The sequence below is a fragment of the Halobacillus sp. H74 genome (assembly GCF_052246715.1).
GTDB lineage: Bacteria > Bacillota > Bacilli > Bacillales > Halobacillaceae > Halobacillus > Halobacillus litoralis_A.
This window is the reverse complement of the sequence record NZ_JBQQCI010000005.1, coordinates 1-22,379: the sequence shown is the minus strand read 5'-3', so window position 1 is coordinate 22,379 and position 22,379 is coordinate 1. Positions and strand designations below refer to the sequence as shown.

Here is a 22,379-nt window from a genome sequence, read left to right as displayed (position 1 = left end):
CCCATTAATTCTTCCAAATCCTATGGAACCAACAAAGCCGACGAAAATGATAAACAGTAACAGGACATGGAATGTAATCATTATTGGACCTCTCCTTTGCAAATAAAAAAGGACACAAACCAAGCGTGTAATACGCTCGATCTGTGTCCTCCAGTTAGCTGGTAGAACTTAATTAAATTTGAAATCTATTGATATTTTTCTGGAAAGCTTACCGTTTAACTTTCTTTTTTTATAGCTTATAGCCAAGTACTCACTTTGTTGTAGAAGTAAAATATTTTCCCTAGTAAACCTTTGGGATAGGTCTTTCACAACTAATCTTTTTGGTTCTAGATTTAAATGAGTTATTTCATCCATTTGTATTCCCCCACCTAATCTCTTAGCTGTCTCGGAGTCTTTCAATTTAGTTGAGAAGTAACTTTTCTTTTTATTGTCTAAAAATTCTAGTTTTATGTCATCGATAGTTTTCATCGTTTCAGAAGAGTTATAGAACTCAACCACTAAGTTCAAGCGTGCGTTCTCTGTGTTTTTATAAGAATAAACCGGCTCGAATCCTCCTATATCATCTTGCTTACTTAAATCTAACTGGTGGGTTTTCAATCTTACAGTTACTCGACCGGTACTCCTAAGAAAGTGTGTTGTAATTAAAGTTAAGAATACCCCTAGTAAAGTTCCTATTATGGCTTGGAACTCTCTTAATATGTCTATCAAAACTCTTCCCCCCTCATCAAACTTAACCTTCTTCACATTACCTTGAGGCTTGAGGACCTTAGTCTCACCATGATCAGGCAACGTGGTTATTTTAGCCTTCCCTCCGTAATACACGACAAAGAACGAGGCATATCCTCTCGAATTGCTAAAGAGGACACAAATCAAGCAGTGTATGCTCAATCTGTGTCCTCTGGTTAGCCAGTAGAACGTATCCATTTCTAAATAACTACCTTTAGTCTACTAAAAAATTCAATAATTTAATAGTTTAATTTCCAAATTACTGCCAAAGAACTGTATTTTTATACTATACTTAATAACGAACATACTAAAAAAGGAGGAATAATATTGAAACAGCTTTTTTCTATTTTGCTTTCACTAGCATTTGTATTTTCACTCAATAATCAAAGTGTAAGTGCTAGTAGCTTCCCAGACCTTGACCAGGTAAGTTGGACTAAGAAAGAAATCATATACTTAACGGATGAAGGAATAATTAATGGATTACCGGACGGGACGTTTGGACCTAGAAAGAAAGTTACTCGAGCGCAAGTGGCCGTTATGCTTGTTCGTGACCTCTTCCCTAATTCAAGCCCTACATCTACTCCCCCTTTCACTGATCTCTCTAAAGGGAAATATTACTATAATGAAGTCGCAATAGCTTATGAAAAAGGTATTCTTACAGGATATGAGAATAAAGTAAGGCCAACAGATCCTATCAGTCGTGCTGAAGCTGCAGTAATGGTAGACCGAGCCTACGATATTAAGAGAAATGGTACTGTTAATGGCGTGCCAGATGCTAAAAATATCTCTTGGGCTACAACCAGCATTATGGATCTGTATTCTCAAAACATAATCAACGGGACACCAGATGGTAGCTTCAAGCCATATAACGATATTACGCGTGCGGAATTCGCTAAGATTTTAGCAGCAACGATTGAGCCTTCTTTCCGCTCAATAGATGACTTGGAAGTACATTTCCTTGATGTTGGCCAAGGAGATAGCACACTAATTGAATCACCTTCCGGAAAAACTATTTTAATTGATGGCGGCCGTAAATCTGCTGGAGAAGAGATCGTAGATTACTTGGCTTCTTCTGGAATTGACAGTATTGACATAATGGTTGCTACTCACCCAGACGCTGATCATATCGGCGGGCTAATTGACGTTCTTGAGCAAGTTGATGTTAAAAAAGTTGTAGATAGTGGAAAATCTCATACAACTGATACTTACATGGAGTATTTAACTCTTATTGACCAAAAGAACATACCTTTTGAAACACCATCAGCAGGAGACACACTGAACTTAGATGATATTCTAGACATCAAAGTACTTAACAGCTTGCACAGCTCAAGTGATAACAATGAGTCTTCTATTGTGTTGAAGGTTTCTCATAACCAAATCGATTTTATGTTAACAGGCGATGCCTCTGTAGACATTGAACAAGAAATGATTCAGCAGTACGATGTTGAAGCTGAGATTCTCAAGTTGGGGCACCACGGTGCATCGAATTCTACTTCTTCCTCATTTGTAAATGCAGTGGATCCTGAAGTCGGCATTCTGTCTTATGGCCCTAATAGCTATGGACATCCTAACCCTACCGTTGTAAACCGTATGTGGGATGCAGGTGCGACACTATACTCAACATGTGACCACGGAACCATCACTGTAACTACAAACGGGAATAGTTATAACGTAGATGCTGACCCATTTATGGGGAATGATAGCTGTGGCACCAATGTTAATCCGGACCCGGAGCCAGAACCTGAACCGGATCCCGAACCGCAGTTCCCAATCAACGTAAACAAAGCTGATCATGAAACTCTTCAGCTCATCAAAGGGGTAGGACCAGCTATTGCTCAAAATATCATTGATTATCGGAATGCGAATGGTCCTTTCCAAACTATTGAAGAGTTATTAAACGTAAAATATATTGGTCCAGCAACTCTTGAAGAGATGAGACCTTATATTACTCTGGGGTGATAATATCAAGTACACAATTGATCGATTCGAAGGAGAACTTGCTGTAATATTGAAAAAAGGCAATGAAACTATACAAAAAGATGTGCCTTTGAAGTATTTTACTGAGGATGTAAGCGAGGGCGATATAGTTGAGAAGACTGCTATTGATGGTATTACTAGGTATATACCTTTAAAAGAAGAGACAAAGTGTAGAAATCAAGAAGCTGAAAGCTTGCTTGAAAAAATCAAAAAGAAAAACAAATAAAGGGGGAGGGGAAATACCCTCCCCCTTTATTTCATGAGACTAATTTACCTTTGAATAAAAAAGTTTAAACATAGCTCGTGAACCCATAATTATTATAACATTACATATTAACGCTACAATCACCATAATATGTATTACAAAATCATAGTCCGTATATGTAGCTAACAATAATAAAAAATTAACCAATACAAAACCTACAAACTCATTAAGAAACGTAATAATCTGCGGTCTTATCCCTTTAAGCTGAGACTTCTGTATCAGACTAACAGTGGCAATTAACAACGCACCTAAACCTATTGAGGAAGTGATATTAAACGTCGCTATATCTTTTCCGTATTGAACTACTTGTAAATCTCTAGATTTTAAAGCAAGGAAATAAAACAAAGTTATAAAAAATGAAGTCCCACTTATTAATATTACATCTAAAATTTTCCCCTTCAAAACAATTTCCCCCTTGCTATAACTTCCCTATTAAATATCGGTAACTAAATAAAGATTTAAAGATATAAAAAAGAACACAAACTAAGAGCTTTTGCTCTCAATCTGTGTCCTGCGGTTATTAGGACCTCATTTTTTTAAATCTTCAACAAGCATATGTACATTTGAAAATGGATTCTTAAACAAGTCTTTTTGATCATCAAATAATTCTTTACTATTTTCTACTGCACTATCCCAAAATGGTAATACCTTATCAATCATATCTGGGTTGCCTTTATTCTTTTCATAATTATTATATCCAGTATATTTGGACATTTTCTCATACAATACCGCCCTACCTATATGTCTTTCAACACGTTCATAATGTAATAGAAGCCATAATTCAAAGCATTCATTAGAAAAAGCATAGTTAATTCCATTTTCTCTAGCATTTTTTAAAGTCTTTTCGATCTCTTCTCTTCGTATATCATCTTTATCGAAGACTATCCAAATTTTTTCAGCATCTTTTTTCATAGTCTCATATTTTTTTATTGCATGATCTAATAGTTTCATACAGGACTTGCCTGTACCAAAAACCTTCACCTTAACATTAGGTGAATTTAACAATTGTTTCAAACCTTCAAAGTAAAGTTTCTCGGTTTTTTCTCCCTCACAAACTATCAGGATAGTATCTTTCTGTTTTAAACCTTTTCTCTTTCGTCTTGGTAGAGGCATTAATCATCCGCCTCCTCATGAAGAAAGTCATAGTCAAGTATCGATTCATTAATGACTGGATGTGCTCCGAATTTCCCTTTAAGATAGTCTTTTGCAAATGAAATATCACTTCTTGATCTATTACTAGTGCCGTTAAAATCATACAACGAATAAAGTTGTGAGGAGTTTTTATTATCTTTCTCTACAAACCAAAATTGATCAACTCTTAAAATACTATTATCTAATAAGGAGGTTTCATGGGTGTTCATTATGAATTGAGAGTTTTTGTTGTAAATTTTAGAATTAAACAGTTTAAGTAAGAATGTCGAAATAGCTAAGTGAAAAGCGCTATCAAATTCATCTATTAGTAAGGTCTTGCCCTCTCTAAAGGCATCTAACAGCACAATTGCAATGAGGATCATTTTTTGAGTTCCTCTAGATTCTTCATTAGAGTGAATTGCAGCTCTCCCAATTCTATTATTTTGATGATCAAACTTTTTGTAAACAGTGTATAGATTAGTTATTTCAATGTACTTATTATTACTTTCCTTAATAAATTCCATTACACTCTCCGGTAACTCATGTTTACTCCTTCTAACTTCAAGGTCAATAATATTATAGTCTGCTACTTTTAATAATTTAAGTACATTTTTTTTGAATTTATCATTTTCAAGTTTTTGAATTAACCCTTCGTATTCTCTTACGTCATAATCTGTCCCTATTAGAACAAAACTATTTTGAAACCAATCTAATATTTCGTCAGCATACTCATCATTAAACTGGCTAAGCACTGATAGGTAAGTAGCGTTCTTTCTCGTCTTATCCTTGTAGTCAGATACAGAAGGACTTAAATAATATTCATATTTTTCATCGAACACATTGTAATCACGCTTAAAATAAGTTTCATCATTGTTTTTTCCAAGTAAAACCAGCGATTCTTTGACTATACGTTCCATGTCATATGAAAGATGATACTGAAAAATTTTGTTATTTATGTTCAATATTATTTCGAATTCTGTTGGACTTTTTATTGTTTCTTCTTCCATAGCAAATGGTTTATGTTTAAAACTCTCAAGTTCATATTTTGGTGAAACACCAAAGTTCAGCAAAATTTTACTTAGTGCGGAAATCCCTTCAAATATGTTAGATTTCCCACCTCCATTCTCACCGAATATTATTGAGCTTTTTAATAAATTTAAGCCAGTACTTGTAGTAAATGTATTAGAGTCACTATGCTTTTTTAAGTAAGGAGCTGTTTGCATAGTAAGTGTTGTTTCGTCTTTGAATGAGCGATAATTTTTCATTGTAAAACTAACCAGCATAATACCCGTCCCTTAATTACATATTTTTCGAAAAGTCTTATGTACATAACCCTATCTTACATCAAATCATAGGTTCTTGTACATTTATCTGTAATTAAGTTCAAGATTTCCAGTTAATAATATCAGCAGTCAATCTATATAGTTGTTCTTCATTTTCCACTTTATTGGTAAATGAAAGTGTGGAGTGGTTAATGCGGATCGAATTATCTTCAACTTCTAATTTAAACCCTTTCGCCATAGCCTCTTGATTTAATATTAGACAAAACTTAATTAACTCCCAATTATCGCTCATTTAGAACTCCCCCAAACATTATTTAATATGATTAAGTTTATACCATAAACACAAAAAACTTTGTCATTTCATATTGTATTTAATGTCTCATTAGTTCTAATTTTGTAATCATTTCCTTCGTTAATTATTACAATATTTCAGTAGTTAATTGGTTTAATATTAGAAGAGTGTATCATTTTAAAACTCTTCCCCCTCATCAAACTTAACCCTCTTAACTTTCCCTTGGTGCGTGATCACCTTCGTCTCACCATGATCGGGTAAAGTAGTTATTTTTGCCTTCCCTCCGCAATATAGGACACAGAACGGGGCATTCCCTTCCGGCATGTCCATTTCAATGTTAAGCTTTCCATTTTCAATATCAGTTTGCACTTTGTTTAATCGCATAGAGCAGACCCCCGTGTTATAATTGAATTGTCAGATTCAAGCTGAGGGCGCTGCTCTTGGCTTTTTTTGTCCTATTGTGGCACCACATGAACTATATTTGTGACAGTTATTTGAACTTTCCACCTAAATGCTCACCCTCTTATCCAAATTAGATATAATTATTTTAAAATCTGTTTAGGAGGGTTGTTATGAGTAACCATGACTTCTTAAAAAAACAAATTGAAGAAAAAAGACAGAAGATGTATGACGCATACCTGAACGGATCCGATTACAACAATGTGGTGAAACTATCTCAAGAACTTGATTCCTTGCTAAATAGACTAAGCAGCGTTTTACTTTAGGAATTTTATAAGAGCTATCACTATAGGTACTTGACCCGTACTAACCTTCAATTGTCCATTAACCTTCTAAGTGTCTATCTATCCTTCAAAATGTCCATAATGACGGAGGGCTACCGATATCAACTTTGTTTATACGGTAGAGTTCTCCTCTTACTGTGCTGGAGCATAAGCTCTGGCTTTTTTATTTGCTCCATTTCTCCCACTTCCTCAAGTGGCTCTTTTTACTATTGCGTTCCGATAAAAAAATAGTTATCTTTACCATGAAGCAAATTCCAATCCCTTTAATAGGAGGTTTTCACATGAGCAACTACCAAGCAGGTCAACTTATCCAAAAAAGGTGCATGGAATGTTTTCATAATGAAATGATAATTCTTAAAGTTACTGAGAAAGACCTTAAAGAAAAATCTGCATACATCCTTTGGATTCAGTGCCCCGAATGTGGGACAAACGATAGCGAACTCACACCCGAAGATTTGTAACTCTATAAAATGCCCTTCTAATACCGTGAGGTTCCAGAGTCCCCGTTACTATGGTCAGAGCTTTTGCTCTGGCTTTTTATTTGTCTCTTAATTCAAAGAACATCTTTTTTGCTTCAAACCAGTCGCAACCTTGCTGCCTCTGAATCATTTTCACGTACTCAGCAAAGAGCCTCTGATTTGCCACGAAAGCCTGTGAGTTCATTTTCTTATTACATTCCAATGGTGACTTCACTGATTTAGGCACTTCGATTTCTACTGATTCAAATAATGCCATTTGTTCCATCATCATTTCTCCTTTACTTACTCTCACAATGAGAATTTCTTAAGATATCTATGAGTTTTTAAATCTACCTGTTTATTATTCGACATGCGGGGTATTCTCTTAGAGCAGCCCAATATTTCCGCGTAAATGCGGAAAACCCTAGTACCAGAGCATGCACAGTGCTCTGGCTTTTTTGTGTGAATTTCTTTAAGGGGCTTATTATATCTCTGTAATTCTATAAAAAGTAAATAGCCCCTCAGAGTTCATATAGCCACTTCACTAGTTTCCACTTCAATTCTCGGCTTGGAGCTGTACCACTTGCTAATTGTGAATTCGACAACTTGACTATCATCATTCCAAATCACCTTATTCAACGCATCCTTGATTCCCTTAGCATAATTATCAACGTCAGGCTTAGTCACTGGTCGGTATAACCCTGCCTCAGCCTCCGCTGTACGCTTTTTAGAGAAGCTCTTGAGCAATGGCTTATAAACTTTCACTCTGACATTCAGCGGCCCTTCTAGTAGGTCTGACGGAGCATGCTGAGAAGCAATTAACCCGACATATTGTTTAAAATCCTTAGATTTATGAGGATCATAGAGGACCGTTTTACCTCTTTTTGTCTTACCAGCCCTTGGTCTTCCTTGGGCGACCGGTTCTCCTAAAACTGTAAATTGAATCATTAAGCACCATCTTCTCTTTTCATAGATTGGCCATTTTCTTGCTCCCCGGATATTTCCACGAACATTTCTTCACTATTTTATATTCCAAAAACAACCAGTTCTGCTATGATATTACTAAGGGTGAAAATATACACTGGCAAAAAGATAGATAAGCTATTCGACGTAAGGAAGATGATATGCCTACAGCAATATTAGTCGATGATTCATGTCACAAGACAAGACTAAAAGAAATATTAGAAAGACATTCCTATAAAGTTTTGGCGGAAACAGATTATTGTACGGAAGTCCTTTCACTGTACGATCGCTATCATCCAGACCTAGTTCTTATTGATATCTCAATGTCGGAGATGCAGGGCTTAGAATGCTTAGAGAACCTACACGGCAAGTACCCTATAGCACAAGTGCTTGTTTGTTCTGAAGTTAGTGATATCTACATTCTTGATCGATGTGCATCATTAGGAGTTACTGACTTTATTGAAAAGCCCCTTCTCCATAGACTCTCGGCGGCTTTAGAAGTAATTAGAGTTTAACTAAATCACCCTTATTTGCCTGAGCATTCTTCTTGCTCGGGCCTTTTTAACTTGAGTCCGCACGCTCGAATGTATCAAATAAGCCCTCTAGCAATATTGGCTTTCACAGTGATCGCAACATGTTCCAATGTAAACAAGCTCAATTCCTCAATATCTCGACCATCAGGAGCTTTCGTGAGACCCCGACGGTAAAGATAGTTCTTCAAGTCCTCTTTACGGTCAGCAACTTCTCTCACCCTCTGTTTTTCCGATAACGTCATACCCATAAGCTCACCTCCTAATCTCCAACAGCTCTAAGTTTTGACTTTGATTGCAGAAGCTCAAGAGCAGTTATGGTCCCGTTCTTAACGTCCTTAATATCCTCACTAGAAAGCCCATAGCGTTCCAAGGATCCTGTTAGGAGATCCTCAAGAGGACGATTCAGCCTGATACCCAAACTCAATGCTTGAGCGTCAGAATCGATACTGTGCTTAGGTTTACTCTCGGATTGCTGCTGGTTAAACCACGCTGGTACAACCTCTTGGTTTTTATTGCCGTTAGGCAAATGCTTAGCCTTATTCTGATTCTGAAATTGAGTGTCCTCAGCTTCCACTTGTTCGAGAGTGGTGATGCCTTTGTCCATCCAGTTTTTGAGTATGGATTCTGTGTATGCCCAGCTGCTCTTATTTTGCTCAAGCGTCTTTTCCATGGCTTTAATCACCATAGAATCGCTGAGGTCTTCAATCCATGCCAATATCTTTTCAGACATGTTCGGCCGAAGTAAGCCGAAATTTTGCTGGTAGAATACCAGAGCATCGTTATCAGCAGCAGGTGTCTTTTCACGCGCAAGTTCTTTACTCTGATATTCTTTACTATCCTTTTCTTTACTTTCTCTTTTCTTTACTTTCCTTTGTGTACTATTGCTGTCATTATTCGAGTTATTGTTGACATTAACTTCGTTTCCGTCATCATGAACCAATAAAACGGCTGTTTTAGAGTTTCCAAGGACTGATTTCACATCTTGGATCAAAAAGAAATCGGCAATAAATCGAACCTCTTTTCTACGCTTTACTGCCTCCAAATAACGTCGCTGAATACCTTTACTTGTTAACACGCGGTGCTCATTAAAGATGTTTTTGTCGAATAAACCTTCCTCAATGCAATCATTAACAATCTCTTGAACAAGGTTTATGTTGACATTAACTCGTTTCGAGAAGAGTAATTGTTCACGATTGTTCCACTCATAATAATAGCCTTCTTTATAAATCTTCATTAACAGCTTTACTAACACTCCAAAACCTTCAATGCCGTGCATAGCTTCAATGATCGCGACTTTGTCATCTTGATCCATATCAATATCTAACGGGAAGTAATCAATACCTTCTTTAAATGGTCGTACCATACTGTCACCGCCTCTCGTGTTTTTCTGAAATCACTGCGTACATCTTCTCTATTCGAACCAGTTGCCAACCTGGATGCGTATTCCGTACATAGCCGGAAACATAAGACCTGAATAAATCTTTAGGATCCTCATTGACTTGAGCCATCCACACATAACAATGCGGGATGGCTATTTTTCTTTCCATTATTCAATATCCATAGCAGCTTTCTCTGCCGATACATCCGATCGATCTTTCTCTTCTTCCTGTGGTGGCTGCTCTTCGTTAGTAGGAATATCAATATATTCTTGATCGTAAATCGATTCAGCATCTTCTGTAACGTCCTTCCTGACCGTTTCATCATGGGTTGCTTGGTTCTGAACTTCCACACTGATCGGCAGGTATTTGAACATCCGACGTATAACAGTTTTCTTAGCCATTTCCTCATAATCGGTCTGCCAAGGGCCAAACTTTCCAGCTTTGGACCGTTCTTTCACCTTATCCACGTCATTACGGCTGAAGACTTCGAATTGGTACCCACCGTCTTTAAAATGAGCGACAGAGTACACAAAGTTCATGTCTCCTCTTTCTCCCGTAGAAGGCTTGTGAATGAGTTTGGGATGGAGTCCCAGTTCATATTCAAACTCATCGTTTTCATGGACTGTATGAGCGTATATGCTCTCAATATGGCCGGAACGTCGAGCAAGATCAATCATTCCTTTATATCCAATAATGAACTGCACGTCCGTTTCTTTCATTTTTCCGTTGTAGAATGGAACCAGATAGCAGTGGCCGATCAGACCTGGCTCAAGTCCGAGTTGCGCAGCTTGCATCACAGCTCCCATCAAAGATGGTATTGAGCATTCAAGCAATTTGGGATTCTGGCGAATCGTGGTCATTGCTATTCGCCCCAAACGATCCGCATCCATATGTTTTGGAAGGGCCCTTTCAAACTCCGGACCCATTTTTTTGAGATATGCTTGAATCGTATTCACCTGATTATTTGATTGTTGCGGAGCATTGCTTTTATTCTTTTTATTAGCTAAATGGTTCTTTGCCGTGGAATTCGTAGCCATTATTTAGCCTCCTTGAATTTCAATGGTCTTGAAGTACTGACCTTCGAGTACTCTTCATACAGTTCCGGCTTTTCAGCTTTCAAACGCTTGGAGTCAACCGTGCGTCGTTCCTGATTTTTGAAGGTAACTACATAGTGGTTGGTAAAACCTTTTTCATAGGTTGCTAGTTTTTGTTTCAAACGATTCTCATACTCGTTCTTTTTGGTCTTCAGTTCTTTCTCTTCTTGTTTGATTTGTTCCAGTGCCTTCAGCAGTTTATCCGAATCTGAATCCAATTCCGTTTCACTGTCTGGATCTGCATCTGGATACATGGCTTTTATAAAATCAACGGATGCAGCTGACCCATCAATGTCTGGTGGATTCTGTGCTAAAACATTTACTTCCCAGAACTCCTTCTCTAGAGCAATGAGATTCTGAATCAAGTCTTCGTCTCTTTCCACTCTCTTGTAGACGAATTTGTTGCCACCAATGAGAACAGCAATCCACCAAGCATCAGCTCCAGTGACGGCCATATAATGCTGACATTGGAGTAAGTAAGCCATCGGGATTTCTTCTCCATCCCAATCGTTTTTGAGATACTCGCTAGCCGTCTTACATTCAAGCCCTTCGTTTTGGCCAACAATGAGACGATCAACATTTGCAAGCATCCAATCATGTTCAGGGTGTTGGAGAATCGCGTTCCTTTTCCGTACTCTCAAGCCTGTCCTTTTACAAAATTCTTGCGCAACCGTTGCCTCCATCACATTGCCCCAGTAGGCAGCTTCTGCATTGGAAGATTCTGATTTCACTTCGCCGACTTTCTCCATGTAAACTACCACTGGAGATTTCCACTTGTTAAAGCCAGCTAAAGCTGCTGCATCCGATCCCCCTATACCTTTCCTCCGAGACTCCAGCCACTCTCTTTCTTCCATGTCAGCTGTGCTTTGAAGAACCTGTGCTTTTACTCCCATATTGGACCTCCTCAAAATTTCTGATATAATATTGTCAAAATACTTTCTTAAGAGTCCGCATGGCTGTGCGGATTTTTTTATGCCTTCTTTTCTTCTGCTCCGAGAGTTTTCAATAGCTCTCTGGATTCATACATGAGCGTTTCCTTCAAGAAAAACTCTTCGTTCAATATATAAATTTCATCACCGGCGAACACTTCATTCCCTAGACCGTCCAAACCATAATGTTCCGGTTCAGGGATCCCAAAGGGATGACCTGTCCTTTCAATCTGATCAATCACAGGATGATTCAATTGTTTCACCACCTTTCTGATGCCAGCGCATCTTTGAAACCAGGAACGTGTATGGACGACACATTTATACATAAAATTGGAGGAGTTCGTTCCTGGTCTCAACGACAGGCTGAACCTGTCGTTTGATAGCCCTCATCTTGCCCTTAGAATAAGAGACATGCTATAGTAGGGATATCAACACTATTCATTTGTTATTAGTCATCTGGACCGCCATCCAGGTGACTATTTTTATTTCTGTACATAATCAATCACCTTTTGAATCGTCTCCTGTGATTCCCCGGAAAGTTCCCTCTTGATCTGATTTAACTCTTCGAGTACTAGCTGTTTTTCTTTTTCTTTTCCATAAGGTCGAATAACTAAAGATTTTTCATCCATAAACATTTCGAATGGTTGCCCCTGCTCCCACCCATGGGAATCTCTTACTTCTTTCGGTAGAACTAATCTCCCAAGTTCATCTAGTTTTCTTACAATACCTAATGCCTTCATTAATCTCTTCCTTTCTTAATCAATAATTGAAAAATATAAAAACAAAAACGCTGCAATAAACAAAATGATGTAAGTAATATCAAGCTTCGTCTTAGGTCTACTCATACGAATGCTTCACAATCGCAACTGTGATGCCGTTATTTTCCATTTCCACCGCAACTCTTCGTAAGTTGTCTTGATTAATCTTGCGTTCTCTTAAGAACTCCAATTCATTCAAACTATTAAGGATATCTGCGCCAAGTAGTTTGGCTTGCGTGAAATCGTTTTGTACAATCGCTTCCTCTTGTTTTTTCTTAAGATCATACAAACAGCTGATTTCCTTAGCTGCCTTACCGGCATCTCGCTCTAAGTAGTTGTCCAAATTGTTCATGTCGTGACGTACCCCCTTGATTGAAGTTTTCTATAGTGATCCTCCCAAAGTTGATTCCAACTTAAGCCATATTGATCACATAGCGTTGCAACATAAGTAATGGATGCTCCAATCACATCAATGTGCTCTCTTGCAGAACGTTCAATGTCTTGTATTTCAAAAGACTGTGCGAAAGAAGGATTCTTAGTGAGTTTTACATTTTCCATAGCCTCAATAGCTTCCCTCAGCTCTTCCAATGCCTTCTCTCGAACCGAGGAACGATGCAAGTCAACAGCTGGTCCATCTAAGCGAGTGACTCCCCAACCTGTGTATTCAAATGCAGCCTCCAGTGCCAACCAAGGATCGTTATATGTCTCAGTGAAATGTTGAACTGTTGAAGGTGTAAGCTTTCTCTCCCCGTTCTCTTGCTTAGCCACATATTCTCTTGACTGGAACATGTCCATGGAAAGTTGTTGCTGGGTCTTCCCACTCTGGATTCTCGATTCTTTCATCAACCTTGCTGCCTTGCTTTTCTTCATTTTGAGCACTCCTTTTGTACCTAAAGAGGTACCATTATTTAGTTGTCATGGTGCTAATCTAAAGTTGAGTTATTACATAGCCTCTGATTCCTCCATGAGGTTTTGTTCTTGTTCATTAATCCAAGCGTCGATGGTTTCTTGAGAGAAGAAAATTCTTCGACGAAGTCTGAAATGTGGTATTTCGTTTGTTCGGACCATTGTGTAGATTGTGTCTTTACATACACCGAGATATTCTGCTGCTTCATTCACGGTCATTGTTCGTCTGTTAATTTAGATCACCTCCTTAGAACCCAAATAATTCTTCGTTTCGTATAATTTATGATCAAAAAAATATTCTACTGGTACATCTAACGCTTTTGCTACATCTTTAATTAATTCAACTTTTATTTGTCTTCTACCTAACTCATAGCCATTATAGGTTTGAAGAGATATCCCTAACTTGCCCGCAACATGGACCTGAGTCACACCTTTTGACTTTCTTATGAATCTAATTGCTTCGTTAACTTTCAAATCTTCACCTCCCATTTAATATACGAAACGAAGAACTATAACTACATATTAATTCTTCGTTTCGTATATGTCAATAAAAAATATACTTTTCGAAGAATTATTTTATTCGTTTTGAAGAATACTGTAAAATTTAAGATAGAAAGGAGTGTTGTAATGTCTTTAGGAGAAAGAATCAAACATCTAAGAATAAAAGAGAATTTAACTCAAAAAATGCTAGCTGAAAAACTTAAAATACCTCACCAGAATCTTTCTAATTACGAGAGAGGGTTTAGACAGCCTGATTATGAAACACTCCAGAAAATTGCAGACTATTTTGAAGTATCCACAGATCATCTATTTGGTAGGACTTCAATTCATAGCGAAGTTTCAAAGGATAGCAGCGAGTTTGATTCACTAAATGAAATAAATAGGTTACTGGAGAAGTACGAAATCGATGATATGTCGTTCTTCGATATTGAGAAATGGAAATCGATGAGTCCTGAACAGATTAAGGAGCTGGAGAGTTACTTTCAGTATTTGGTACAGAAATCTAAAGAAATAGATAAAAATTAGGCACATCAAGTTGATGTGCTCATTAATTTTAATTATAAGAAATCAGTTGAAAATATAATCAAATTCATAATATAATATTATCTTAGAGATTGTTGGGCGGTAAATTGATTCTCACTGTTGTTACTGCAGTGTTGTATGAAAATGTTGAGTGGACATTCCGCATGTTCCGATAGTATATTTTAACGTTAATTTTTTCGTATTTTCCGTTTTAAAGAAAGGTAGAATTTACCGCCCATAATCTCTACAAATTGGAGAGAAACAGTATGAAACAAGAATTTGAAAGCCTACCGGAACTTCAATGTAGCGATGAAGTGATAAAAAGAAAATTTAAGAATTTAAAAACTTTTAGTGACGTAAGTAACCTTCTTGAAATAACCCCAAAACACCTTCACTATATAATGTTTAAAATGCCAAACAAGTATAAAAAGTTTAAGATTCCTAAAAAAACAGGTGGATTCAGAGAAATTTCCGCTCCCAATATCTCACTAAAAATTTTGCAACAGAAGCTCAACCATATTCTATCTTTACATTACAACCCACGTTTTACATCCCATGGTTTTATAAACGGTAAGAGCATTGTGACTAACGCTCAACAACATGTTAAACAAAATTACATATTAAATTTAGATATAGAAGATTTTTTTAATTCAATTAACTTTGGTAGAATAAGAGGTATATTGGCAAGTTTCTTCGGTATATCTAACGTAGCTGCTACAACAATTGCAAATATTTGCTGTTATAATAATTCTCTTCCCCAAGGAGCACCAACATCTCCTATATTATCAAACATGATTTGCTTTAAGTTAGATAAAGAAATGCACTCATTGGCAAAAAAGCATTCATGTATTTATACTAGGTACGCTGATGACTTATCATTTTCAACTAGCAAAAACTACTTACCAATCTCGTTAGCATATAAAGAAGAAGGGACATACAAATTAAGTAGTAATATAACAAAAATTTTAGATGAAAATGGATTTGTTGCTAAAAATTCTAAAACTAGAGTGACTAATAGAAATCAGAGAATGGAAGTTACAGGCCTAACAGTAAATGAAAAACCTAATGTAAGAAGAAAATATATTAGAAATATTAGAGCAATTATTAGGAGTATAGAAAAATACGGAAAAGAACCAGCACAAGAAATATTAGAAGATAAATATAATAAAAGCTATTTGAAATCACCACCAAAAATAGAAAATTTATTGGTTGGAAAGTTAAATTACTTAAAAATGGTTAGAGGAAAAGAAGATCCTGTATTTAATAAATTAGCCAAACGTTTAAACAAAGCACTTGGAGAAAAATTAATTGATACCTACAAGTCAAAAGAGGATTTAAGAAACTTATATACCTACGTAGTTGAATGCGGAATGCTGGACGAAGGAGTTTTTTATGAAGAACCCGGTGCACAAGGAACGGGATTCTTCTTAAGTGGAGTAGGGTTTATTACAAATGCTCACGTAGTTGAGGAATATAAAAAACTAAATAATACTGACATCCCTTATGAAATTAGATTACATCGATCTAGATACTCGGATACTTCTATAACGGCACAATTAGTGAAATACAATAGGGATTTAGATATAGCTATATTAAAAGTGAAAGAATTTGATATTAATTATGGATATTCTTATAATACAGAAAATGAAATCGGGCAAAAAATTAGGGTTATGGGTTACCCTAACCATAATAAAAGGGATTCTTTAGGTACAGATTCGGGAGAAATAAAGCAATATAGGGATAACTATTTAAAAGAGACTTTTAATTATAAGACAGGGAAATTGGGCTCCTTCCAAGAAAGGTTTATTGTTAGTGCAAGAATTGTTGATGGTAATAGTGGCGGACCAGTACTAAATGATAGCGATGAAGTTATTGGAATAGCGACAAAAGGTTTTAGAACTCTAACTGATAATGGACTCGATGAAGATAGTGATACAAGCATAGTAGTAAAAATTGAGGATGTTCTCCAGATGAAAAAAACCCACGATTATACATAATAATGGCCGTGGGTTTTTTATTTTGACTATTATTTTTTACGAATTTTTAAATTCTCTAGTACCTTGTTTTCTATATATTCTTCTTTTATAGGATGTTTAATTAATTCTTCTTCCCATACCCCTCCTATTTCAGGTTCAAAATACTTTAAGTCTTTTATAATTCTAAATATCAATTCACTTGCATCAGCTTCTAGATCATCCAATATAATATTATTAAAGTTCTTAATATCTTTGCTAAATTTCCTAAAGTCTGAATATATAGACTTAGCCTTTTCAAAATAACCTTTCTTTTCATACAATGCTTCTAAAAATAATTTAGCCCTAAGGCTATGATTTAATATTAATTCATGTAAACGTAATTCGAACATTATCAATAAAATTAAGCAAAAAAAGTATGACTTCTCAACCTCTTCTTTGATTTCTACAGACAAAGTATTTAAACTCTCATTTATCATAAGATACTCACTAAGACATTCACTGCAAAATTCAATTCTAAAATGGAAAGTATGTATGGGACCTAATAAAGTTGGTTTTATTTTTCCATAATTATAATCCCCGAAGAATTTTCCTCTTTCATAGAGCATTATCAATTTTTGATTTGCATAGACTAGATTTTCCCCAATTAAGTCTCTCATAAGTTGAAAATATTCATTTGGGTCGCCATTTACAATTAATTTAATATAAACTTCACTTTCATCCAAGAAAGGATTATCAGTTAATTGAGCTGTCTCACCTTCTTCATTCAAATAATCCATAACTTTATGTACAAGAGGAGAATACAGATATTGTAAACGGTGTGTGTCCTTATTAATTCTCTCTCTTTTGGATGTGAATCTATGCCCAAAATATTGACCAGCAAAAGCAGCGCTAAAAGCGCCAGCTACTGTAATTATAGGAGTCCAAGAGACATCCATTATTATATCACTCCATAAAAAAGAGGGGAGAAGGATTATCTACTCCCTCTTCTTTTAAAATTTATCACTACACTCTCATCCACTATAGGTTCTTCAATTAAATAACCAGATGGAATATTAGCCAACACTTCAATATCACTGGTTGATAATCCAATTGTAGCGATTAATTCTTCCCTTGAGATAACATGATGATCAATTATCATTGTTATAGCTTCTTTTAAAATTCTTGGTTCTTCAACCTTCAAAGCATCATCTAAAGGCTCTTTTTGTAACCAATCTTTTTTGGCTAATCTCCTTCTTACATTCACAAATTGATGAGGTGTGATGAGGTCCAACTCCCTAGCTCTATAAGCAATAGCTTGAATCGAAACTTTCCATCTTTTTTTTAAATTAATTAAACTTTCCATAGAAGTAGAGTATATTTCAGAGCCAAATGACGAGGATGGCAGTAAAAAAGCTGTAGCAAAGTAATTTGCTTCTTTTTCTATAATTTTGTAATTAGTCTTATTATTAAATTCAGCCCAGGTGAGGTTTGGGTGTAAAATTAAATGACCAAGTTCATGGGCTATATCGAATCTAGATCTAGCTGCTGAATTCTTATCATTTCCTAACATAATAAAAGGACGCTGATTTGTATCGTTCCATTTTGAACATGCATCAATTCGAAAATCACCAAACTCTGACCTGGAGATTATCGCCCCATTCTTCTCTAAAAGAAGAACTACATCAGATATTGGCCCATTACCAATTCCAAAACGCCTTCTTAAATTTTGGGCTATATTTTCAATCTCTCCATACGGGGTTGGCTCAAAACTTTTAGAATCATTTATAATAGGTATATTTGTTTCTGGTAACTGCAGTATTTCTTGGATGAAGGAGTATATTTCTTCAACCCAACCTAATCTCGATTGATGAATTTTTTTGGACTTTACAGTGGCATTAGCTCTGCTACGAAAGTAGGTAACCTTTTCGTTACGTTTCAAAGGCGACTTTAGCATAAACTGTACAGGGAAATTCAATTCATTACAAATTTTGTTTAGAGTTAAATGGCCTGGATTTGCTTTACCATTTTCATACTTCGAAATTGATTGGTGAGAAATTCCTACACCCTCTGCTAATTCAATGATAGTCAACCCTCTAGATTCACGAGCCTCTCTTAGTCTGTCAGGTTGAAATGAATTAACTTCAGATGTAAACTTTCTATTCACCTGTTTCCACTCCTTTTAAATAGTCCTTAAATCCAACCAACGTTTCTTCGTTGATTTTCTCTTCATTTTCCAACTCATCTTCAACAATAAATGGTTGTTCTATCAAATTTATTCGTTCTATCCAACCATATTCGTTTGGCATACCTAAATTAATAAATTCAGGAACCTTCGTTTGGTAACCGTGGGATAACAAAAAATAGCTTGATTGTGAATCAGTAGTACTTTGAGTATTCTCATCAAACAAATTTAAACGAATTTGATTAACTTGTTGCTTTTTCTCTCGAAAGTATGCAGGTCTAGCTATTTTTTCTGGGCTTGAAGTCTGGCTAATTGTAATTTCACAATTATCATTGTGCAATACTAAGTAAGGGTACCCTTGTACATTTCTCTGAATAGAGGTCTTAAATTCATAATCCTCGAATTGAATATCTTTTTGAATAACGTACTGAACAGCGATGTGTTTCAAATAACCTATATGATATTCACCGATTTCCCAATTAAATAATGGAATATCCTCTACTAACTGATATACAATTTTATATGCTTTTTTTACCCCTTTTACGATATCTAACCGAAGTTTAACTGGAACATTATCCTGAATCATAGTTTTCACAGTACTTGGGACTATATATTCTTTCATAACCAGTCCGCCTTTCGGTATTTTCATCCATGCACACATTTTACACATTTTCCGGTTATTTTGCAACCATAATCAATTCCATCATAATCGAACACTCGATAGTAAAATCTCATTTAGGGTGGTGATAGTAAGAAATTCCCGAATACACTACTACTGAATTTGAAGCTTGGGCATCTAATTAGTTCATAATACATAAATATCTCTGCTTGATACCACCCTTAGTATGATAACATGTTCATATTAATACATAATTTTACAAGGAGGATATTCATTATACAGTTCCTGTTACCCTCTAATGCATAAAAAGGCGCCTTCTTAAATGTACAGTTTAGAAATGATGGTTTATTGAAATATCCATCCGCTACTACTAAGGCTTAAAAGAAAGCAGAAAACCTTCTAAAAAAATTACGAAATGAAAGTGATAGAAAAGTGTCTGGATAATTTCCAGACACTTTTTTTGTCATATTAATTGAAAAATAGAACATACGTTCGTATAATATCACCAAGGAAGGTGACTAGTATGAATTTCCCTCAATACACTACAACAGCCCTAGAAGACTGGATATCTAATTGGTACATAAAACACAAATTCCAATATCCAGTGGATTTAAGCCTAAGAAAAATTGCAATGAAATATGAAATCTTCGTTCATTACAAGCCGTTGCAAAGTGGCTATATTCGCTTTGGACGCTATAGAGAAATCGTTCTAAATACTGCCTTGGACTCCTTGCAGCAACGAGAACAATTTTTTCATGAGTTGTGTCATGCAATTAGACATGTTGGCAAACAATCAATGATGCCTGAAGCATTCCGAGAACTTCAAGAACGTGACGCAAGACATTTTAGTCTTTATGCTGCTCTTCCATATCACATGATAAAGCGATATGACCTTAATGATCCTGAGCTGCTTGATCGATGGGCTTATGACTTTAAAGTGTCTTATGAGCTATGTGAGGAACGGTTGGAGCAAATTAAAAGGCGTTCAGATTGTACCAGCCAATATTATTTCAGCTATTAAAATATAAAATGGAGGTGATTCCCATGGGAAGTATTGAAAAACGCGGTAAAGGATCCTTTAGACTATCAGTAGTAACCGGTTATGATTCTAAGGGAAAGGCTGTTCGAGAGCGCAGAAACATTAAGGTTAAAAATAAAACACTAGCTAGACAAGAGCTAGCAAAATTTGAGGCTGAGATTTTATCTGGCGATTACACCAGACCCACATATACCAGGTTAGAAGACTTCTATAAAGAATGGACAAAGAAATTTGCTGAAGATCATTTTTCTCCTCGGACATTACGTGAATACATTAATATTATTGAGAAAAGAATTCTACCGCAATATGGTCATTTGAAATTGGCTGAGATCAAGCCAATGCACATAGTTGACTTTATTGACGGCCTCAATCGGGGTGAGAAGCGTTTGGATGGTAAGGAGGATCCTTTATCACCCTCTACTATTAGAAACTGCTACAAAGCCTTTAACAGCCTTTTATCAGTCGCAACGGACTTTGGACTAATTAAGAATAACCCTGCTAAGAATATTAAGCTACCCTCTCCAACCAGGAAGAAGTCAGTAGCATATACAAAAGACACAATTGATAAGATGATAAGCAGCATCTCCGAGGAGCCTTATATAAAGCAAGTCATGTTCTGGATTGCATTTGTGACTGGATGCCGAGAAGGTGAACTAGTCGCTTTAGAAGACAAGCATATACTTGAGAAAAAAGGAGCAATCAGATTTGAACAGTCTCTTACACAGTTATCTGGCGGAGAACTTAAAATCAAATCCATAAAGAATGGCATGGACGGTACTGTGGCTATTCCTAATGAGCTATTGAAAATGATACTTAAAATTAAGTCTGAGCGTAAAAGAGAGTATATTATGCTGAGGGATCGATGGTACGATCCTGACCGTATATTCTTATTCTCTGACGAGGAAGGTAAACCCATGAGACCAGATAGTGTCAGTCAGTGGTGGAGCCGTTTTAGGAAACGAAATGATATCGGTGAGATTCGTTTCCATGATTTGCGGCACTACTCAGTTACTTACTTGATTCAGCAAAACGTCCCTACGAAATCCATTAGTCAACGTGTAAGGCACCGTAAAATCGGAACCACTATGGATATTTATGGTCACCATATTGAAGAAGTGGATCAGGTGGCTGCAGGACATTTCGATGTCTTCTTCCAGCAAAAAAACTCCTGAAAATAATCCTTTATCCTATGGTAAAATAATAGTATTATAAGGCGTGCAATCAAAGATTGCACGCCTTTTTTTAAATACACCTATTCTTAGGTATATGGAGAGGGATAACAAATGATTGATGGGTACAAGATGTTTATGGAGAAATTTAATATCAGCGATGAACAAATGATTCAATTCGGTATAGAAGAAACACTAACAATACCTGACCATGAGGTAAAATCTGAGTGGAGTATTTTAAAGGAAAATGTCTATCATGGTAATAACAAAGTGTATGTTCGCGGATATGGCAGAGATGCTAGAGGGACTGAACAGTATCTTAAATTATACAAAGAATTGTTTGGACATAATAACTTTTATAAAGACCCCACAAATAACGCTGAGCCAACCAAATTATTGAAAAGACTTACTGGTTATGCAAGGCAAGAAAAGCCTTCTTCAAAGTATAAACGCATTCGAAACTTTCAAGTGTCGCATATTTTTGGTAAAACCAAAAACCCGTTTTTATTTACAGCTCCTTGGAACATCGTTTATGTTCCCAAAATAATGGACCCATTTACAGGACATGAGAGCAAAGGAGAATTAACAGAAAAATTCCAAAAGCGTTTCTTATCTTATTTCCATTCTCACTTTAGCGATTACATAGACGATTACAATGAATTAATGTCAGACTTAAGACCAAAAGTCATAAGATACTTGGAAGAGCATAAAAACGAGGTCTCCGAAAAATTCACAGTAGATGCACTTGATCAGTTCGACTTTATAAAACCAAATTAGTAACCCCAAAAATTCTGCCCCATTTCTGCCCCAAATGGGGTTTTTCACTTGCTACAACCCAAACTCACTCAATAAAACAAAAACGCTGAATCCTTTGTCTCGCAAAGGTTTCAGCGTTTTCTTAGTTAGCGTCCCAGGAGGGATTCGAACCCCCGACCCACAGCTTAGAAGGCTGTTG

The 22,379-nt window shown here is 36.2% G+C and carries 32 protein-coding genes and 1 pseudogene; 10 read left to right on the top strand and 23 right to left on the bottom strand.

Going from position 1 to position 22,379, the window contains the following annotated elements; genetic code table 11:
- Positions 1 to 168 precede the first annotated feature (168 nt).
- Both ACTWPX_RS12325 and ACTWPX_RS12320 read right to left on the bottom strand, forming a co-directional pair.
- A complete protein-coding gene (locus ACTWPX_RS12325) occupies positions 169 to 708 on the bottom strand; it encodes a hypothetical protein (RefSeq protein WP_443120284.1) in 540 nt (179 codons plus the stop codon).
- Positions 709 to 729: 21 nt separating this feature from the next.
- A pseudogene (locus ACTWPX_RS12320) lies at positions 730 to 924 on the bottom strand (XtrA/YqaO family protein); the annotation flags it as partial.
- A 129-nt stretch (positions 925 to 1,053) separates the two neighbouring features.
- Between ACTWPX_RS12320 and ACTWPX_RS12315 the strand changes: the two are divergent.
- Both ACTWPX_RS12315 and ACTWPX_RS12310 read left to right on the top strand, forming a co-directional pair.
- On the top strand, positions 1,054 to 2,685 hold the full coding sequence (locus ACTWPX_RS12315; RefSeq protein WP_443120027.1) for an S-layer homology domain-containing protein: 1,632 nt from the start codon (positions 1,054 to 1,056) through the stop codon (positions 2,683 to 2,685).
- Positions 2,669 to 2,929, top strand: a complete 261-nt coding sequence (locus tag ACTWPX_RS12310; RefSeq protein ID WP_443120274.1) for a DUF3006 domain-containing protein — start codon at positions 2,669 to 2,671, stop codon at positions 2,927 to 2,929. Before ACTWPX_RS12315 ends, ACTWPX_RS12310 begins: the two co-directional genes overlap by 17 nt.
- A 39-nt stretch (positions 2,930 to 2,968) precedes the next feature.
- Here the strand turns inward: ACTWPX_RS12310 and ACTWPX_RS12305 are convergent, their stop codons facing one another.
- From ACTWPX_RS12305 to ACTWPX_RS12285, 5 genes are all read right to left on the bottom strand, one after another.
- A complete protein-coding gene (locus tag ACTWPX_RS12305) occupies positions 2,969 to 3,370 on the bottom strand; it encodes a hypothetical protein (RefSeq protein WP_443120026.1) in 402 nt (133 codons plus the stop codon).
- Positions 3,371 to 3,496: 126 nt separating this feature from the next.
- On the bottom strand, positions 3,497 to 4,081 hold the full coding sequence (locus ACTWPX_RS12300) for an RloB family protein (protein ID WP_443120025.1): 585 nt from the start codon (positions 4,079 to 4,081) through the stop codon (positions 3,497 to 3,499).
- The gene (locus ACTWPX_RS12295; protein WP_443120024.1) at positions 4,081 to 5,364 is read right to left on the bottom strand and encodes an AAA family ATPase; all 1,284 of its coding nucleotides are present in this window, start codon (positions 5,362 to 5,364) and stop codon (positions 4,081 to 4,083) included. The genes ACTWPX_RS12300 and ACTWPX_RS12295 overlap by 1 nt, the downstream gene beginning before the upstream one ends.
- A gap of 118 nt (positions 5,365 to 5,482) precedes the next feature.
- Positions 5,483 to 5,674: a hypothetical protein gene (locus ACTWPX_RS12290; RefSeq protein ID WP_443120023.1), complete on the bottom strand. Its 192-nt coding sequence runs from the start codon at positions 5,672 to 5,674 to the stop codon at positions 5,483 to 5,485.
- A gap of 177 nt (positions 5,675 to 5,851) precedes the next feature.
- Positions 5,852 to 6,058, bottom strand: coding sequence for an XtrA/YqaO family protein (locus ACTWPX_RS12285; protein ID WP_443120022.1), 207 nt, complete (start codon positions 6,056 to 6,058; stop codon positions 5,852 to 5,854).
- Positions 6,059 to 6,246: 188 nt separating this feature from the next.
- On the opposite strand from ACTWPX_RS12285, the gene ACTWPX_RS12280 reads away from it, so the two are divergent.
- Together ACTWPX_RS12280 and ACTWPX_RS12275 are read left to right on the top strand one after the other, a co-directional pair.
- Positions 6,247 to 6,399: an aspartyl-phosphate phosphatase Spo0E family protein gene (locus tag ACTWPX_RS12280; protein ID WP_443120021.1), complete on the top strand. Its 153-nt coding sequence runs from the start codon at positions 6,247 to 6,249 to the stop codon at positions 6,397 to 6,399.
- Positions 6,400 to 6,698: 299 nt separating this feature from the next.
- A complete protein-coding gene (locus ACTWPX_RS12275) occupies positions 6,699 to 6,878 on the top strand; it encodes a hypothetical protein (RefSeq protein WP_443120020.1) in 180 nt (59 codons plus the stop codon).
- Between the two features lie 76 nt (positions 6,879 to 6,954).
- Here ACTWPX_RS12275 and ACTWPX_RS12270 read toward each other — a convergent pair whose 3' ends face one another.
- Both ACTWPX_RS12270 and ACTWPX_RS12265 read right to left on the bottom strand, forming a co-directional pair.
- Positions 6,955 to 7,161 carry a hypothetical protein gene (locus tag ACTWPX_RS12270; RefSeq protein ID WP_443120019.1) on the bottom strand — a complete coding sequence of 69 codons (207 nt, stop codon included), beginning with the start codon at positions 7,159 to 7,161 and terminating at the stop codon, positions 6,955 to 6,957.
- Positions 7,162 to 7,403: 242 nt separating this feature from the next.
- A complete protein-coding gene (locus ACTWPX_RS12265) occupies positions 7,404 to 7,823 on the bottom strand; it encodes a RusA family crossover junction endodeoxyribonuclease (protein WP_443120018.1) in 420 nt (139 codons plus the stop codon).
- 176 nt (positions 7,824 to 7,999) lie between these two features.
- Between ACTWPX_RS12265 and ACTWPX_RS12260 the strand changes: the two genes are divergently transcribed.
- A complete protein-coding gene (locus tag ACTWPX_RS12260; protein ID WP_443120017.1) occupies positions 8,000 to 8,353 on the top strand; it encodes a response regulator in 354 nt (117 codons plus the stop codon).
- Positions 8,354 to 8,427: 74 nt separating this feature from the next.
- Here the strand turns inward: ACTWPX_RS12260 and ACTWPX_RS12255 are convergent, their stop codons facing one another.
- From ACTWPX_RS12255 to ACTWPX_RS12205, 11 genes are all read right to left on the bottom strand, one after another.
- Positions 8,428 to 8,619 carry a hypothetical protein gene (locus ACTWPX_RS12255; protein ID WP_443120016.1) on the bottom strand — a complete coding sequence of 64 codons (192 nt, stop codon included), beginning with the start codon at positions 8,617 to 8,619 and terminating at the stop codon, positions 8,428 to 8,430.
- 11 nt (positions 8,620 to 8,630) lie between these two features.
- On the bottom strand, positions 8,631 to 9,734 hold the full coding sequence (locus ACTWPX_RS12250) for a Lin1244/Lin1753 domain-containing protein (protein WP_443120015.1): 1,104 nt from the start codon (positions 9,732 to 9,734) through the stop codon (positions 8,631 to 8,633).
- Between the two features lie 4 nt (positions 9,735 to 9,738).
- Positions 9,739 to 9,918, bottom strand: coding sequence for a hypothetical protein (locus ACTWPX_RS12245; RefSeq protein ID WP_443120014.1), 180 nt, complete (start codon positions 9,916 to 9,918; stop codon positions 9,739 to 9,741).
- The gene (recT, locus tag ACTWPX_RS12240) at positions 9,918 to 10,787 is read right to left on the bottom strand and encodes a recombination protein RecT (RefSeq protein WP_443120013.1); all 870 of its coding nucleotides are present in this window, start codon (positions 10,785 to 10,787) and stop codon (positions 9,918 to 9,920) included. The genes ACTWPX_RS12245 and recT overlap by 1 nt, the downstream gene beginning before the upstream one ends.
- Positions 10,787 to 11,737: a YqaJ viral recombinase family nuclease gene (locus ACTWPX_RS12235; RefSeq protein ID WP_443120012.1), complete on the bottom strand. Its 951-nt coding sequence runs from the start codon at positions 11,735 to 11,737 to the stop codon at positions 10,787 to 10,789. Before ACTWPX_RS12235 ends, recT begins: the two co-directional genes overlap by 1 nt.
- Before the next feature lie 77 nt (positions 11,738 to 11,814).
- Complete coding sequence (locus ACTWPX_RS12230; protein WP_443120273.1) at positions 11,815 to 12,036, bottom strand: hypothetical protein; 222 nt, start codon at positions 12,034 to 12,036, stop codon at positions 11,815 to 11,817.
- A gap of 219 nt (positions 12,037 to 12,255) precedes the next feature.
- Positions 12,256 to 12,513: an AbrB/MazE/SpoVT family DNA-binding domain-containing protein gene (locus ACTWPX_RS12225; RefSeq protein ID WP_443120011.1), complete on the bottom strand. Its 258-nt coding sequence runs from the start codon at positions 12,511 to 12,513 to the stop codon at positions 12,256 to 12,258.
- A gap of 97 nt (positions 12,514 to 12,610) precedes the next feature.
- Positions 12,611 to 12,883: a hypothetical protein gene (locus ACTWPX_RS12220; RefSeq protein WP_443120010.1), complete on the bottom strand. Its 273-nt coding sequence runs from the start codon at positions 12,881 to 12,883 to the stop codon at positions 12,611 to 12,613.
- Positions 12,880 to 13,401 carry an XRE family transcriptional regulator gene (locus tag ACTWPX_RS12215; RefSeq protein ID WP_443120009.1) on the bottom strand — a complete coding sequence of 174 codons (522 nt, stop codon included), beginning with the start codon at positions 13,399 to 13,401 and terminating at the stop codon, positions 12,880 to 12,882. The genes ACTWPX_RS12220 and ACTWPX_RS12215 overlap by 4 nt, the downstream gene beginning before the upstream one ends.
- Positions 13,402 to 13,473: 72 nt before the next feature.
- On the bottom strand, positions 13,474 to 13,671 hold the full coding sequence (locus ACTWPX_RS12210) for a helix-turn-helix domain-containing protein (RefSeq protein ID WP_443120272.1): 198 nt from the start codon (positions 13,669 to 13,671) through the stop codon (positions 13,474 to 13,476).
- The gene (locus ACTWPX_RS12205; protein ID WP_443120008.1) at positions 13,672 to 13,911 is read right to left on the bottom strand and encodes a helix-turn-helix domain-containing protein; all 240 of its coding nucleotides are present in this window, start codon (positions 13,909 to 13,911) and stop codon (positions 13,672 to 13,674) included.
- A gap of 153 nt (positions 13,912 to 14,064) precedes the next feature.
- Here ACTWPX_RS12205 and ACTWPX_RS12200 point away from each other — a divergent pair, with 153 nt between their 5' ends.
- Positions 14,065 to 14,463, top strand: coding sequence for a helix-turn-helix domain-containing protein (locus ACTWPX_RS12200; RefSeq protein ID WP_443120007.1), 399 nt, complete (start codon positions 14,065 to 14,067; stop codon positions 14,461 to 14,463).
- 263 nt (positions 14,464 to 14,726) lie between these two features.
- On the top strand, positions 14,727 to 16,457 hold the full coding sequence (locus ACTWPX_RS12195; protein WP_443120006.1) for a reverse transcriptase domain-containing protein: 1,731 nt from the start codon (positions 14,727 to 14,729) through the stop codon (positions 16,455 to 16,457).
- Between the two features lie 29 nt (positions 16,458 to 16,486).
- Here the strand turns inward: ACTWPX_RS12195 and ACTWPX_RS12190 are convergent, their stop codons facing one another.
- From ACTWPX_RS12190 to ACTWPX_RS12180, 3 genes are read right to left on the bottom strand one after another with little or no spacing between them, the layout of a single operon-like run.
- The gene (locus ACTWPX_RS12190; protein ID WP_443120005.1) at positions 16,487 to 17,371 is read right to left on the bottom strand and encodes a hypothetical protein; all 885 of its coding nucleotides are present in this window, start codon (positions 17,369 to 17,371) and stop codon (positions 16,487 to 16,489) included.
- A gap of 35 nt (positions 17,372 to 17,406) precedes the next feature.
- Positions 17,407 to 18,579: a helix-turn-helix domain-containing protein gene (locus tag ACTWPX_RS12185; protein ID WP_443120004.1), complete on the bottom strand. Its 1,173-nt coding sequence runs from the start codon at positions 18,577 to 18,579 to the stop codon at positions 17,407 to 17,409.
- A complete protein-coding gene (locus ACTWPX_RS12180; protein ID WP_443120003.1) occupies positions 18,572 to 19,219 on the bottom strand; it encodes a hypothetical protein in 648 nt (215 codons plus the stop codon). The genes ACTWPX_RS12185 and ACTWPX_RS12180 overlap by 8 nt, the downstream gene beginning before the upstream one ends.
- 520 nt (positions 19,220 to 19,739) lie before the next feature.
- Here ACTWPX_RS12180 and ACTWPX_RS12175 point away from each other — a divergent pair.
- The 3 genes from ACTWPX_RS12175 (at position 19,740) to ACTWPX_RS12165 (ending at position 22,201) form a co-directional block, all read left to right on the top strand.
- Entirely contained in the window at positions 19,740 to 20,237 is a 498-nt protein-coding gene (locus tag ACTWPX_RS12175; protein ID WP_443120002.1) for an ImmA/IrrE family metallo-endopeptidase, read from the top strand.
- Positions 20,238 to 20,260: 23 nt separating this feature from the next.
- Complete coding sequence (locus tag ACTWPX_RS12170; protein ID WP_443120001.1) at positions 20,261 to 21,427, top strand: tyrosine-type recombinase/integrase; 1,167 nt, start codon at positions 20,261 to 20,263, stop codon at positions 21,425 to 21,427.
- A gap of 111 nt (positions 21,428 to 21,538) precedes the next feature.
- Positions 21,539 to 22,201 carry a hypothetical protein gene (locus ACTWPX_RS12165; RefSeq protein WP_443120000.1) on the top strand — a complete coding sequence of 221 codons (663 nt, stop codon included), beginning with the start codon at positions 21,539 to 21,541 and terminating at the stop codon, positions 22,199 to 22,201.
- The last annotated feature ends 178 nt before the right edge of the window (positions 22,202 to 22,379 follow it).

Coding starts and splice junctions, on each gene's coding strand:
- ACTWPX_RS12300 (WP_443120025.1), bottom strand. CDS start 4,081: ATGCCTCTACCAAGACGAAAGAGAAAAGGTTTAAAACAGAAAGATACT.
- ACTWPX_RS12295 (WP_443120024.1), bottom strand. CDS start 5,364: ATGAAAAATTATCGCTCATTCAAAGACGAAACAACACTTACTATGCAA.
- ACTWPX_RS12290 (WP_443120023.1), bottom strand. CDS start 5,674: ATGAGCGATAATTGGGAGTTAATTAAGTTTTGTCTAATATTAAATCAA.
- ACTWPX_RS12285 (WP_443120022.1), bottom strand. CDS start 6,058: ATGCGATTAAACAAAGTGCAAACTGATATTGAAAATGGAAAGCTTAAC.
- ACTWPX_RS12280 (WP_443120021.1), top strand. CDS start 6,247: ATGAGTAACCATGACTTCTTAAAAAAACAAATTGAAGAAAAAAGACAG.
- ACTWPX_RS12275 (WP_443120020.1), top strand. CDS start 6,699: ATGAGCAACTACCAAGCAGGTCAACTTATCCAAAAAAGGTGCATGGAA.
- ACTWPX_RS12270 (WP_443120019.1), bottom strand. CDS start 7,161: ATGGAACAAATGGCATTATTTGAATCAGTAGAAATCGAAGTGCCTAAA.
- ACTWPX_RS12265 (WP_443120018.1), bottom strand. CDS start 7,823: ATGATTCAATTTACAGTTTTAGGAGAACCGGTCGCCCAAGGAAGACCA.
- ACTWPX_RS12260 (WP_443120017.1), top strand. CDS start 8,000: ATGCCTACAGCAATATTAGTCGATGATTCATGTCACAAGACAAGACTA.
- ACTWPX_RS12255 (WP_443120016.1), bottom strand. CDS start 8,619: ATGGGTATGACGTTATCGGAAAAACAGAGGGTGAGAGAAGTTGCTGAC.
- ACTWPX_RS12250 (WP_443120015.1), bottom strand. CDS start 9,734: ATGGTACGACCATTTAAAGAAGGTATTGATTACTTCCCGTTAGATATT.
- ACTWPX_RS12245 (WP_443120014.1), bottom strand. CDS start 9,918: ATGGAAAGAAAAATAGCCATCCCGCATTGTTATGTGTGGATGGCTCAA.
- recT (WP_443120013.1), bottom strand. CDS start 10,787: ATGGCTACGAATTCCACGGCAAAGAACCATTTAGCTAATAAAAAGAAT.
- ACTWPX_RS12235 (WP_443120012.1), bottom strand. CDS start 11,737: ATGGGAGTAAAAGCACAGGTTCTTCAAAGCACAGCTGACATGGAAGAA.
- ACTWPX_RS12225 (WP_443120011.1), bottom strand. CDS start 12,513: ATGAAGGCATTAGGTATTGTAAGAAAACTAGATGAACTTGGGAGATTA.
- ACTWPX_RS12220 (WP_443120010.1), bottom strand. CDS start 12,883: ATGAACAATTTGGACAACTACTTAGAGCGAGATGCCGGTAAGGCAGCT.
- ACTWPX_RS12215 (WP_443120009.1), bottom strand. CDS start 13,401: ATGAAGAAAAGCAAGGCAGCAAGGTTGATGAAAGAATCGAGAATCCAG.
- ACTWPX_RS12200 (WP_443120007.1), top strand. CDS start 14,065: ATGTCTTTAGGAGAAAGAATCAAACATCTAAGAATAAAAGAGAATTTA.
- ACTWPX_RS12195 (WP_443120006.1), top strand. CDS start 14,727: ATGAAACAAGAATTTGAAAGCCTACCGGAACTTCAATGTAGCGATGAA.
- ACTWPX_RS12190 (WP_443120005.1), bottom strand. CDS start 17,371: ATGGATGTCTCTTGGACTCCTATAATTACAGTAGCTGGCGCTTTTAGC.
- ACTWPX_RS12180 (WP_443120003.1), bottom strand. CDS start 19,219: ATGAAAGAATATATAGTCCCAAGTACTGTGAAAACTATGATTCAGGAT.
- ACTWPX_RS12175 (WP_443120002.1), top strand. CDS start 19,740: ATGAATTTCCCTCAATACACTACAACAGCCCTAGAAGACTGGATATCT.
- ACTWPX_RS12170 (WP_443120001.1), top strand. CDS start 20,261: ATGGGAAGTATTGAAAAACGCGGTAAAGGATCCTTTAGACTATCAGTA.
- ACTWPX_RS12165 (WP_443120000.1), top strand. CDS start 21,539: ATGATTGATGGGTACAAGATGTTTATGGAGAAATTTAATATCAGCGAT.